The organism is Pseudonocardia yuanmonensis (genome assembly GCF_039542425.1).
Lineage (GTDB): Bacteria > Actinomycetota > Actinomycetes > Mycobacteriales > Pseudonocardiaceae > Pseudonocardia > Pseudonocardia yuanmonensis.
This window is the reverse complement of record NZ_BAABIC010000028.1, coordinates 65,246-77,478: the sequence shown is the minus strand read 5'-3', so window position 1 is coordinate 77,478 and position 12,233 is coordinate 65,246. Positions and strand designations below refer to the sequence as shown.

At 72.4% G+C, this 12,233-nt stretch carries 9 protein-coding genes; 8 read left to right on the top strand and 1 reads right to left on the bottom strand.

The window, feature by feature from the left end; genetic code table 11:
* Nucleotides 1-100: 100 nt before the first annotated feature.
* Entirely contained in the window at nucleotides 101-2,209 is a 2,109-nt protein-coding gene (locus tag ABD990_RS29760; RefSeq protein ID WP_345384102.1) for a hydantoinase/oxoprolinase family protein, read from the top strand.
* The gene (locus ABD990_RS29755) at nucleotides 2,209-4,515 is read left to right on the top strand and encodes a hydantoinase B/oxoprolinase family protein (protein WP_345384101.1); all 2,307 of its coding nucleotides are present in this window, start codon (nucleotides 2,209-2,211) and stop codon (nucleotides 4,513-4,515) included. The genes ABD990_RS29760 and ABD990_RS29755 overlap by 1 nt, the downstream gene beginning before the upstream one ends.
* 101 nt (nucleotides 4,516-4,616) lie before the next feature.
* On the opposite strand, the gene ABD990_RS29750 is transcribed toward ABD990_RS29755, so the two are convergent.
* On the bottom strand, nucleotides 4,617-5,156 hold the full coding sequence (locus tag ABD990_RS29750; protein ID WP_345384100.1) for an Lrp/AsnC family transcriptional regulator: 540 nt from the start codon (nucleotides 5,154-5,156) through the stop codon (nucleotides 4,617-4,619).
* A 189-nt stretch (nucleotides 5,157-5,345) separates the two neighbouring features.
* Here ABD990_RS29750 and hppD point away from each other — a divergent pair, with 189 nt between their 5' ends.
* The 6 genes from hppD (at nucleotide 5,346) to hmgA (ending at nucleotide 12,193) form a co-directional block, all read left to right on the top strand.
* The gene (gene hppD, locus ABD990_RS29745) at nucleotides 5,346-6,506 is read left to right on the top strand and encodes a 4-hydroxyphenylpyruvate dioxygenase (protein ID WP_345384122.1); all 1,161 of its coding nucleotides are present in this window, start codon (nucleotides 5,346-5,348) and stop codon (nucleotides 6,504-6,506) included.
* A 255-nt stretch (nucleotides 6,507-6,761) separates the two neighbouring features.
* Nucleotides 6,762-7,319 carry a MarR family winged helix-turn-helix transcriptional regulator gene (locus ABD990_RS29740; protein ID WP_345384099.1) on the top strand — a complete coding sequence of 186 codons (558 nt, stop codon included), beginning with the start codon at nucleotides 6,762-6,764 and terminating at the stop codon, nucleotides 7,317-7,319.
* 108 nt (nucleotides 7,320-7,427) lie between these two features.
* Nucleotides 7,428-8,624, top strand: coding sequence for a homogentisate 1,2-dioxygenase (locus ABD990_RS29735; protein WP_345384098.1), 1,197 nt, complete (start codon nucleotides 7,428-7,430; stop codon nucleotides 8,622-8,624).
* A complete protein-coding gene (locus ABD990_RS29730) occupies nucleotides 8,618-9,544 on the top strand; it encodes a hypothetical protein (RefSeq protein WP_345384121.1) in 927 nt (308 codons plus the stop codon). Before ABD990_RS29735 ends, ABD990_RS29730 begins: the two co-directional genes overlap by 7 nt.
* Nucleotides 9,541-10,725: a fumarylacetoacetase gene (fahA, locus tag ABD990_RS29725; protein WP_345384097.1), complete on the top strand. Its 1,185-nt coding sequence runs from the start codon at nucleotides 9,541-9,543 to the stop codon at nucleotides 10,723-10,725. The genes ABD990_RS29730 and fahA overlap by 4 nt, the downstream gene beginning before the upstream one ends.
* A 133-nt stretch (nucleotides 10,726-10,858) precedes the next feature.
* Nucleotides 10,859-12,193: a homogentisate 1,2-dioxygenase gene (gene hmgA, locus ABD990_RS29720; RefSeq protein WP_345384096.1), complete on the top strand. Its 1,335-nt coding sequence runs from the start codon at nucleotides 10,859-10,861 to the stop codon at nucleotides 12,191-12,193.
* Nucleotides 12,194-12,233: the final 40 nt, after the last annotated feature.

The window sequence follows — 12,233 nt, the reverse complement described above, 5'->3', positions numbered from 1 at the left end:
TCGACGCCACGGAAGCGCCGAAAGTCAAGGTTGACTGCCGTCGAACGTGTTGAATAGTCTACGCATCCGTCAGCCACCCCTGCGCGAAGGAGCGCCAGTCATGGCCTTTGTCATCGGCGTGGACGTGGGCGGCACGTTCACCGACGCCGTGCTCGACGACGACGCCGGGACCGTGCTCGCCGCGAAGTCCCCGTCCACCCCGCCGGACTACTCGCGGGGCGTGCTCGACGTCCTGGAGATCCTGGCCGAGCAGCTCGGGACGAGCCTGTCCGAGATGCTGGCGGAGACCCACCACATCGCGCACGGCACCACGTCGTCGTTGAACGCGCTGGTCATGGGCAACGTGCCCCCGGTCGGGTTCCTCACCACGAAGGGGCACCGCGACTCGATCTTCATCATGAACGTGGAGGGCCGCTACCTGGGCCGCTCCCCGCACGAGCTGCAGCACGTGCTCGGGCAGAGCAAGGACCACGCGCTGCTCCCCAAGCGGCACGCCCTCGAGGTCACCGAGCGGATCGACCGGGACGGGACCGTGGTCGTCGGGCTGGACGAGGAGGAGGCCCGCCGCGCGATCCGGGCCCTGCTCGCGGACGGCGTCCGGGCCGTCGCGGTCTCGCTGCTGTGGTCCTTCCGCAACCCGGTCCACGAGCGTCGGCTCCGCGAGCTGGTCGCCGAGGAGGACCCGTCTGTCTTCGTGGCGCTGTCCTCCGGGGTCAGCCCGCGGATCCGTGAGTTCGCGCGCAACGCGACCACGATCATGAGCACGCAGATCGGCCCGGGCCTGCGGGACTACCTGGGCACGCTGGAGTCCTCGCTGCGGGACAACGGCCTACGCGGGCCGCTGCTGGTGATGCAGTCCAACGGCGGCGCGGTCGCGGCGTCGGAGGCCCCGGCCACCGCGATCAGCACGGTGGGCTCGGTGCTCACCGGCGGCGTCGTCGGGTCGGTGGCGCTGGGCCGCCAGCTCGGTCACCGCAACATCATCTCCACGGACGTCGGCGGCACGACGTTCCTCGCCGGCCTGGTCGTCGACGGCGAGCCCGTGCGGGACACCACCACGGTGATCAACCACCACCCGATCAACGTCCCCACCCTGCGGGTGGACGCGATCGGCTCCGGCGGCGGCGCCATCGCCTGGCTCGACGCCGGCGGCAACCTGCGGATCGGCCCGCGCAGCGCCCAGGCCGTGCCCGGCCCCGCCTGCTACGGCAACGGCGGCACCGAGCCCACGAACACGGACGCCAACCTGGTGCTCGGGATCCTGCCCGAGAAGGGCCTGCTCGGCGGGCGCAAGCCGCTGTCGCTGGAGCTGGCGCGCCAGGCCATCGACACCCAGATCGCCAAGCCCCTGGGGCTCTCCGTGGAGGAGGCCGCGGCGGCGATCTACACCGTGCAGAACGCGCAGACCGGCGACCTCCTGCGCAAGACCGTCGTCGAGGCCGGGCACGATCCCCGCAACTTCGTGCTCTACGCCTTCGGCGGGGCGGGCCCGGCGCACTGCGCCGGCTACGCCGCCGAGGTGGGCTGCGACGAGGTCGTGGTCCCGCTCGGCCCGGTGGCCAGCGCGTTCTCCGCGTTCGGACTGGCGTCCTCGGACATCGTGCTGGCCGCGGAGCTGTCCGACCCGACGATCGTGCCCTTCGACCCGGTGCGGGCCGAGCGGAACTTCGCCGAGCTGGAGCAGCAGGTCCGCGCGGGCCTGGAACGGCAGGGCGTGTCCTTCGAGACGATCGAGCTGCACCGCGAGATCGACATGCGGTACACGATGCAGCTCGCCGAGGTCACCGCCCCGGTCGCGGGAGGCCCGCTGGGCATGCCCGAGATCGAGGCCGCCGCGGCCGCGTTCGAGAAGCGCTACGCCGAGCTGTTCGGCAAGGACGCGGGCTTCCGCGAGGCCGGCATCCAGGCGATCACCTTCCGGGTCCGCGGGATCGGCGTGCTGCCGTTCAGCCCCGAGCTGCCCTCCGTCCCGGAGGCCGAGGGCCCCGCCGAACCCATGACCACGCGGCCTGTGCAGCTGGATCCGCGGCTCGGCTACGTCGACACCCCGGTCTACGACTACCGCGAGCTCCGGGCGGGCCACGAGCTCGTGGGCCCGGCGATCGTGGAGGTGCCGACCACCACCGTCGTCGTCCCCGGCGGGACCACCGGCACCGTCGACCACCTGGGCAATCTCACCATCCGAGCCGATTCCACCAGGAGCGCCTGATGACCATGCCGATCCCCGGCTCGGAGGTCTTCTCCAGCCGCCCCGTCGACCCGGACGAGCTCGCCCGCTCCCTGCCGAGCGGTCTGCCGGTCCACACCGTCACCCAGGAGCAGATCGACGCCCTGGACCCGCTCACCTACGAGGTCGTCCGGCACCGGCTCTGGTCGGTGACCGACGAGATGGGCGAGGCGCTCAAGCGCATGTCCGGCTCGCCGATCGTCACGGACGCCAACGACTTCGACTTCGCCATCTCGGACGAGCTGGGCCAGGAGGTGCAGGTCGGGCTCTACAACACGATGCTCGTCGGCGCCGTGGACCTGGCGATCTACTGGACGCTCCGGCACCGGGCGGAGAACCCGGGCATCGAGGCCGGCGACATGTTCCTGTGCAACGACCCGTGGGTCGGCGGCGGGCTGCACCAGAACGACGTGATCGTCTACCAGCCCGTGTTCCACGACGGGAAGCTCTTCGCGTGGACCAGCGCGATCGCGCACCAGCCGGACCTCGGTGGCGTCGGGCTCGGGTCCTTCTCCCCCGCCGCGCAGGACGTCTTCTCCGAGTCGCTGCCCACCCCGCCGATCAAGGTCGTCCGCGGCGGGCAGCTGCAGCGGGACGTCGCGGACGTCTGGGTGCGCCGCTCCCGCGTCCCGATGCTGGTCGGGCTGGACCTGCGCGCCAAGATCGGCGCGAACAACGTCGGCGGCGAGCGGCTGCACGCGCTGATCGACCAGTACGGCGCGGACACGGTCAAGGCCGTGATGAAGCGGATGATGTCCGACGCGGAGTCGCGGCTGCGCAGCAAGCTCACCGCGCTGCCGGACGGCTCGTGGACCGCCACCGGGTACCAGGACCAGTCCCACGAGGGCGACCGGGACCTGCACAAGATCACGGTCACCACCACGAAGACCGGCGACCGGCTGACCTTCGACTTCACCGGCACGGACCCGCAGGCCGGCGTCATCAACTGCACGTACGCGGGCATGCGCGGCGGCGTCATGCTCGCGCTGCTGCCGATCCTGGCCAACGACATCCCGTGGTCCGCGGGCGGGCTGATGCGCTGCTTCGACCTGGTCACCGAGGAGGGCACGCTCAACAACGCGACCTTCCCGGCCGCCGTCGGGCGCGGGCCGATCGGCCCGGCCTGGCTCACCGGCAGCCTCGTCGCCGAGTGCCTGTCGCAGATGCTCGACCGGGACCTGGAGCTGGGCAAGAACGTCCAGGCCACCTGCTGCGGGACCTGGGACACCGCCGTGATCGCCGGGCTGGACGAGCGCGGCGAGCAGCCCGCCCCGTTCCTGTCGATCATGATGGAGCCGATGGCGGGCGGCTACGGCGCCCGTCCGCACGCCGACGGCGTGGACACAGGCGGGCTGTTCTGCATCCCGATGGGCCGGGTGCCGGACGTCGAGATGACCGAGTTCCTCTATCCCGTGCTGACCCTGTGGCGGCGGGAGGAGCCGGACTCGGGAGGACCCGGGCGGCACCGCGGCGGGCTCGGCGCCTCGCTCGCGATCACCCCGCACGGCACCAGCCTGCCGATGGGGCTGGTCCTGGCGTCGGCGGGCAAGGCGGTGGCGCAGAACGCGGGGCTCTCCGGCGGGCACCCCGGCAACAGCGGGCTGGACGTCGTGGCCCGGCAGAGCCGGGTCGCCGAGATCCTCGCGTCCGGGCGGATGCCCTCCTCGCTGGAGGAGATCAGCGAGACCCTCGAACCGGGCCAGAACTACGCGTCGAGCTACCTGGCGCCCGGCGAGGTCTTCTCCATGACCTGGCAGGGCGGCGGGGGCTACGGCGACCCGCTCGCCCGCGATCCGGAGGCTGTGGCCCGGGACCTGCGCGAGGAGAAGATCACGGAGGCGGCCGCCCTGTCGGTGTACGGGGTCGTCGTCCGGGACGGGGCGGTGGACGCCCCCGCGACCGAGGCCGAGCGAGCCCGTCTGCGCGAGGTGCGCCGGGAGCGTTCCCGGGTCACCGGCGAGACCCGCGGCACGGCGGACCTGGCGTCGGTGAAGCGGATCGACGACAACCTGGTCGAGGTGGGGCCGGACGTCGCGTGCGGGCACTGCGGCGAGATCCTCGGCGGTACGGCCGACACCGGGCCGCTCGCTCTCGCGGTCTACGACGGCGCCCCGACCGACGCGGGGCCGCAGATCATCGCGACCGCGGCGGACTACGTCGACACGGCGGTGGTGTTCCGGCAGTACAGCTGCCCATCCTGCTGGACCGCGCTGTCGTCGGCCGTCGTGCCCGCCGACCACCCCGACCACGCGACCACCCTCGGCCGGTTGACCGTCACCACCGGCTGACCCTCGTGAGCGGCGACGATCGCCGTTCACGACGACGCCCGGGTGGGCGAGCGGTGCTCCCTACCGCTCGCTCACCCCGTCGCGGCGTCGGCCGGCCGCGGTCAGCCGAGGCGCTCGTCCCCCTGCTCGGCGCCGGACCGGGCGCTGTACGTCGGTGACCGGCGTGGGGCCTGGCGAGGGGCGCTCTGCAGCAGCGGCATCGTGCGCGGCGGGACCACCACGGACAGCACGACGACGCTGGTCGTCCGGGCGACCGAGGGCGACCGGTTGAGGGCCAGCAGGGCCTGCTGCAGGTCGTCGTGCGAGGAGGCGGCGAGCCGGCACAGCACGTCCGACGAACCGGTGGTGGCGTAGGCCTCGAGCACGGCCGGTTGGGCGGCGAGCTCCGCGCTGACGTCGTCCAGCGCGCCCTGCGCGATCTCCAGCGAGACGAACGCCTGCACCCCCTGCCCGGCGGCGGCGAGGTCGATCCGTGGGCCGTAGCCGGTGATCACGCCCTCGCGCTCGAGCCGGTCGAGACGCGCCTGGACGGTGCCGCGCGCCACCCGCAGCGTGCGCGAGAGCTCGAGGACCCCGACCCGGGTGTGCTCGCGCAGGGCGGCGAGCAGGTCGACGTCCAGTGCGTCCAGTTCGACGGCCATGTGGGCAGACCGTACAGCTACAGCCCCTGATCAGGGCCTCAACTGGACGGCAGCGCCAGCAGGGCTGGGCTCTGTTGCGCTCAGCGTTCCTCTGAGGTGTCCTTCGAGCGCAGGCAGTCCGACCGCCCGCCCGAGGAGGCCGTCGTGAGCATCGACCAGACCCTCACCAGCCAGGAGCGCCTCGCCGACCTGGATCACGATCAGCTGCGTCAGCTGGTCGGCCTCGTCGAGTACGACGCCGAGGGCGACCCCTTCCCGGTGACCGGGTGGGACGCCGTGGTGTGGTCGGTCGGCAACGCGACCCAGACCGCGCTGTTCTACCAGGTCGTCTTCGGGATGGAGCTGATCGCCTACTCCGGCCCGGAGACCGGCAACCGCGACCACCAGGCCTACGTACTGCGCTCCGGCGCCGTCCGGTTCGTCTTCCAGGGCGGCGTCGACCCGACGAGCCCGCTGCTCGACCACCATCGCCGCCACGGCGACGGCATCATCGACATCGCCCTCGAGGTCCCCGACGTCGACCGCTGCATCGCCCACGCCCGCGCCCAGGGCGCCACGATCCTCGAGGAGCCGCACGACGTCGCCGACGAGCACGGCACCGTGCGCACCGCCGCCCTCGCCACCTACGGCGAGACCAGGCACACCCTGGTCGACCGCTCCCGCTACACCGGCCCCTACCTGCCCGGCTACGTCGCCCGCAGCTCCGGCTACGTCAGGCCCGAAGGCGAACACGAGCGGCTGTTCCAGGCCCTCGACCACGTGGTCGGCAACGTCGAGCTCGGCCGCATGGACGACTGGGTCGACTTCTACAACCGGATCATGGGCTTCACCAACATGGCCGAGTTCGTCGGCGAGGACATCGCCACCGAGTACTCCGCGCTGATGAGCAAGGTCGTCGCCTCCGGCAACCACCGGGTCAAGTTCCCGCTCAACGAGCCCGCGGCCGGCAAGAAGCGCTCCCAGATCGACGAGTACCTCGACTTCTACCGAGGCCCCGGCGCCCAGCACCTCGCCCTGGCCACCAACGACATCCTCCGCACGGTCGACGTGCTGCGCGCCAAGGGCATCCAGTTCCTGGACACCCCGGACTCCTACTACTCCGACCCGCAGCTGCGCGCGCGCATCGGCGAGGTCCGGGTGCCGATCGAGGAACTGCAGACCCGCGGCATCCTGGTCGACCGCGACGAGGACGGCTACCTGCTGCAGATCTTCACGACGCCGCTCGGCGACCGCCCGACGGTGTTCTTCGAGTTCATCGAGCGGCACGGCTCGCTGGGCTTCGGCATCGGCAACTTCAAGGCACTCTTCGAGGCCATCGAGCGCGAGCAGGCCAAGCGCGGCAACTTCTGAGTCCCACGCGGCGCGGGCGCGTCGCCGTCGAACGACGGCGGTGCGCCCGCGTCCCTGCGTCCCGGGACCGGCGTCGGGTGCGGGACACTCGTGGGCCGCGACCCGGCCGGTTGGCTGGCGGATCCGCCGCCGCACCCGTCCTGCGCGACCCCTGAACCCCTCCGTCGCCGGGTCCGGCGCTGCGGACCCCGACGCCGACGCGGGCTCAAGTAGTTTCGTTATGTACTTTCTCCGCCGCCCGGGTAGTCTGCGCCCGTGACGGCGCAGAGCAGTCCCGACACGGGGCCGGCGGCGGGAGCGGATCTCGACTTCTGGTCCTTCGTCGCACTGGCCGACCGGCGCCTGGCCGACGAGTACGGCTTCCGGCACCAGCTCGCCACGAGGGTGCTGCTGACCCTCAACCGCGCGTCCGACCTGGTCACTTACGATCTCGAGGCGGCGGTCCACCGCCCCCGCGGACGGTCCTGGTCGGCCTTCCGGCTGCTGTTCGTGGTCTGGCTCGCCGGCCCGCTGGAGCCTTCCGGGACGGCCCGGCTGACCGGCATGAGCCGCGCCGCGGTGTCCAACCTGACCAAGACCCTCGTCGCCGACGGTCTGCTCGACCGCACCCCCGACGAGCGCGACGGACGCTCGGTCCGCCTGTCCCTGACCGCCGCCGGGCACGAGGAGATGGTCTCCGTGTTCCGCGAGCACAACGAACGCGAGCACGGATGGGCGAGCGTGCTCACCGAGGAGGAGCAGCGCATCCTCGTCATGCTGCTCGACAAGCTGATCACCGGGCACAGCGGGCTCGACGTCCGCGGCCGGCGCTGACGGTCGGCACTGACGGTTCGGGGCTTCCCGCAACCCGGACGACGGGCTACTCTGGCCAACCAGATAGTAAAAGCATGAATCATCGGCGCCACCCGGAAGGACCGAGTCATGTCCTACTACCGCAGCGTCGGCCACGTCCCGGCGAAGCGGCACACCCAGCACCGCACCGCCGAGGGCGGGCTGCACTACGAGGAGCTGATGGGCGAGGAGGGGTTCTCCTCGGACTCCTCGCTGCTCTACCACCTGGGGGTGCCCTCGGCGATCGTCGACGCCACCGAGTGGGAGCTGCCCGACCAGACCACGCGGGAGAACCGGCCGTTGCTGCCGCGGCACCTCCAGCTGCACCGGCTGACCAGCACCGACTGGAAGGCCGTGGACGTGGTGACCGGGCGGCGGCTGGTGCTGGGCAACGGCGACGTGCGGATCTCCTACGTCGCCGCCGGCGAGGCCAGCCCGTTGTACCGCAACGCGATCGGCGACGAGTGCGTCTACGTCGAGTCCGGCGCCGCCACCGTCGAGACCGTGTTCGGCGTGCTGCACGCGGTGCAGGGCGACTACGTGCTGATCCCGCGTGCCACCACGCACCGCTGGATCCCCAGCGGGTCCGAGCCGCTGCGCGCGTACGTGATCGAGGCGAACTCGCACATCGCCCCGCCCAAGCGCTACCTGTCCCGGTACGGGCAGCTGCTCGAGCACGCCCCCTACTGCGAGCGGGACCTGCACGGCCCGACCGAGCCGTTCGTGGTGGAGGGCACCGATGTGGAGGTGCTGGTCAAGCACCGCGGCTCGCGCGGCGTGGTCGGCACCCGCTACGTGTACCCGACGCATCCGTTCGACGTGGTCGGCTGGGACGGGTGCCTGTACCCGTACACCTTCAACATCGCCGACTTCGAGCCGATCACCGGGCGGGTGCACCAGCCGCCGCCCGTGCACCAGGTCTTCGAGGCCGACAACTTCGTGATCTGCAACTTCGTGCCGCGCAAGGTCGACTACCACCCGCTGGCGGTGCCGGTGCCCTACTACCACTCCAACGTCGACTCCGACGAGGTCATGTTCTACTGCGGCGGGAACTACGAGGCCCGCAAGGGCTCGGGGATCGCCCAGGGCTCGATCAGCCTGCACCCGGGCGGGCACAGCCACGGCCCGCAGCCCGGCGCCATCGAGCGCTCGCTGGGAATCGACTTCTTCGACGAGCTCGCGGTCATGGTCGACACCTTCCGCCCGCTCGAGCTGGGCGAGGGCGGCATCGCCGCCGAGGACGACGCCTACGCCTGGACCTGGTCCGGCCGCGGACCGGCATCGTGAGCGGGCGCATCCCGGCCGTCGTCGCCGGTCTGTGCGACGACGCCGCCGTCTTCCCACCCGGCCTCGCCCCGCTCCCGGATGCCGTGCGGGCCTACCGGGACCGACAGGACAGCTGGTACGCCGGGCTCGTCGGACCCCTCGTGCTGGCCGCGGCGGCGCTCCCCCGGCTGGGCCCGCTCCTGCCCCCGGACGCGCGGCTGCCCGTGTCCGTGACCCTGCCCGGCGGGCCGGCTGACGTGCCGGCAGTGCTCACCGGCTGCGCGGAGCTGCCCGTCGACCTGCGCTCGGTCGAGGTCGCCGTGCCCGAGGGCATGGCCGCGGGCGAGTTCCTCGACCTCCTCGCCGCAGGCCTCGAGCAGGTCACCGGCCCCGAGCAGATCGCGGACCTCGACGTCTACGTCGAGGTGCCGCGCGACCAGCGCCGCCCCGCGGTACTGGAGGCGCTGTGCTCACCCACCCCGCCGGCTGCGTCGGGTGCCGTCCCCCGATCGGGCCGGTACCGGGCGAAGTTCCGCACCGGCGGGGTCCGCGCCGACCTCTACCCGGACGAGGCCGAGCTCGCGGCGGCGGTCGCCGCCGTCGGCCAGGCGGGGGTGCCGTTCAAGGCCACCGCCGGGCTGCACCACGCGCTGCGCAACACCGACCCCGGGACCGGGTTCGAGCAGCACGGCTTCCTCAACCTCCTGCTCGCCACGGACGCCCTCGCCGCCGGCGGCAGCGAGTCCGACGCCCGCGCGCTCCTTGCCGAACGGGACGGCGACGCGGTCGCCGGCCGCGTCCGCGCGCTCGCGGACGACCGGGTACGCGGGGCACGAGCGGCGTTCACCTCGTTCGGTACCTGCAGCATCACCGACCCGCGCGACGAGCTCGTCGCCCTCGGCGTCCTGACCGCGCCCGTCCCCGAAGGAGCACGTCCGTGAGCGTCATCGAGATCCCCGACGGTTCGCCGTTCGGCGTCGGAAACCTGCCGTACGGGATCTTCTCCGTCGCCGGCGCCCGCCCCCGGGTCGGCACGCGCCTGGGCGACACCGTGATCGACCTGTCCGTGGTCCTCGGCGACACCGGGGAGGACGCGGCCTTCGCGGCGTCCTCGCTCAACGCGTTCATGGCCCAGGGCCCGGCGCGCTGGGCCGAGGTCCGCGAGCAGGTCACGGCACTGGTGGGGGGCGACGTGCCGGCGGACGCCCTGCATCCGGTGCGCGATGTCCAGCTGCACCTGCCGGTCGAGATCGCCGACTACGTGGACTTCTACGCCTCCGAGCACCACGCCTCGAACCTCGGCCGGCTGTTCCGCCCGGACGCGGAGCCGCTGCTGCCCAACTGGAAGCATCTGCCGGTGGCCTACCACGGCCGGGCCGGCACCGTGGTGGTCTCCGGCACCGACGTCGTCCGCCCGTGCGGGCAGCGCAAGGCCCCCGACGAGCAGAGCCCGAGCTACGGGCCGAGCCGCCGGCTGGACATCGAGGCCGAGCTCGGCTTCGTCGTCGGCGTCGGCTCCGCGCTGGGCGACCGGATCGGGGTCGACGAGTTCGCCGAGCACGTCTTCGGCGCGGTGCTGGTCAACGACTGGTCCGCCCGCGACATCCAGGCCTGGGAGTACGTGCCGCTGGGCCCGAACCTGGGCAAGAGCTTCGCCACCTCCATCTCCCCGTGGGTGGTCCCGCTCGCCGCCCTGCAGGCCGCCCGGGTGCCGCTGCCCGGGCAGGACCCGCAGCCCCTGGAGTACCTGCGCGGCCGCCGGGACTGGGGCCTGGACATCGAGTTCGTCGTGGAGTGGAACGGCGAGGAGGTCTCCCGCCCGCCCTACAAGGACATGTACTGGTCGCCGGCGCAGATGCTCGCGCACATGACCGTCAACGGGGCCTCGGCCCGCACCGGGGACCTGTTCGCCTCGGGCACCATCTCGGGCCCCGGGAAGCACCAGCGCGGGGCCTTCATCGAGCTCACCTGGGGCGGCAGGGAGCCGGTCACGGTCAAGGGCGAGGAACGCACCTTCCTGCTCGACGGCGACCGGGTCACCCTCTCCGCCACCGCCCCCGGCCCGGACGGCACCCGGATCGGGTTCGGCGAGGTCACGGGCACGATCCGCCCCGCTCGGTGATCGACGAGGTCACCTGGTGAAGGCGTGCCGGCGACGGTGGCGAGGGCCTCCCACGCCGTCGTCGTCGACGCCGCCACCCGGCTCTGACACCCTCGGACGGACCCGCACAGTCGACCGACGGAGGGGAACGTCGATGACCAGCACCCTGCCTTCCTCATCGGCAGCCGCGCACAGCGCCGAGGCGGTGTTGACCTACTCGTCCGGCTTCGGCAACGAGCACGCCTCCGAGGCCGTGCCCGGGGCGCTCCCGGTCGGGCGCAACTCCCCGCAGCGCGCCCCGCTCGGGCTCTACGCGGAGCAGCACAGCGCGACCGCGTTCACCGAGCCGCGCGCGGTCAACCGGCGCAGCTGGGTGTACCGGATCCGGCCCTCGGCCGCGCACCCGCCGTTCCGCCGCATCGACACCGGCCTGCTGCGCTCCGCCCCGGACACCACCGGGATCACCGACCCCAACCGGCTGCGCTGGGACCCGCTGCCCCTGCCCGCCCAACCCACCGACTTCGTCGACGGGCTCTACACCGTCGGGGTCAACGGCGACGTCCGCCAGCGCGCCGGCATCGGCATCCACCTCTACGCCGCGGACGGGTCCATGACCGACCGCTACTTCGTCGACGCCGACGGCGAACTCCTGATCGTGCCCCAGCAGGGAGCCTTGCTGCTGCACACCGAGTACGGCCGCCTGCACCTCACGCCCGGGGAGATCGCCGTCGTCGGGCGCGGGGTGCGGTTCCGCGTCGAGCTGCCCGACGGCCCCGCCCGCGGCTACGTCTGCGAGAACTACGGCCAGCCCTTCGTGCTGCCCGAGCTCGGCCCGATCGGCGCCAACGGCCTGGCCAACCCGCGGGACTTCCTCTACCCCGTCGCCGCGTACGAGGACCGCGAGGAGACGGTCCAGCTGGTGCAGAAGTACGCCGGCGAGCTGTGGGCCGCCGACTACGACCACTCCCCGCTCGACGTGGTCGCCTGGCACGGCACCCACTCCGCCTACAAGTACGACACCGCCCGGTTCAACGTGCTCGGCACGGTCTCCTACGACCACCCCGACCCGTCGATCTACACCGCGCTGACCTCGCCCACCGACACGCCCGGCCAGGCGAACGCGGACTTCGTCGTGTTCGCCCCGCGGTGGCTCGTCGGCGAGGACACCTTCCGCCCGCCCTGGTACCACCGCAACGTCATGAGCGAGTTCATGGGCCTGGTCCACGGCGTCTACGACGCCAAGGCCGAGGGCTTCCTGCCCGGCGGCGCCAGCCTGCACAACATGTGGAGCGCCCACGGCCCCGACGCCGAGACCTACCGCAAGGCCAGCACCGCCGAACTCGCCCCGCAGAAGATCTCCGACACCCTCGCCTTCATGTTCGAGACCCGCTGGCCCCTCACCGTCCCGGACTTCGCGCACGCCGCCGTCCACCGCCAGGGCGACTACGACGGCGTCTGGACCGGGATCGAACGGGGCTTCCGCCGCTGACGGCGTGCCCGCCGCTCGCCGTTTCCCATTCGTCACCGGA

Coding starts and splice junctions, on each gene's coding strand:
- ABD990_RS29760 (WP_345384102.1), top strand. CDS start 101: ATGGCCTTTGTCATCGGCGTGGACGTGGGCGGCACGTTCACCGACGCC.
- ABD990_RS29755 (WP_345384101.1), top strand. CDS start 2,209: ATGACCATGCCGATCCCCGGCTCGGAGGTCTTCTCCAGCCGCCCCGTC.
- ABD990_RS29750 (WP_345384100.1), bottom strand. CDS start 5,156: ATGGCCGTCGAACTGGACGCACTGGACGTCGACCTGCTCGCCGCCCTG.
- ABD990_RS29735 (WP_345384098.1), top strand. CDS start 7,428: ATGTCCTACTACCGCAGCGTCGGCCACGTCCCGGCGAAGCGGCACACC.
- hmgA (WP_345384096.1), top strand. CDS start 10,859: ATGACCAGCACCCTGCCTTCCTCATCGGCAGCCGCGCACAGCGCCGAG.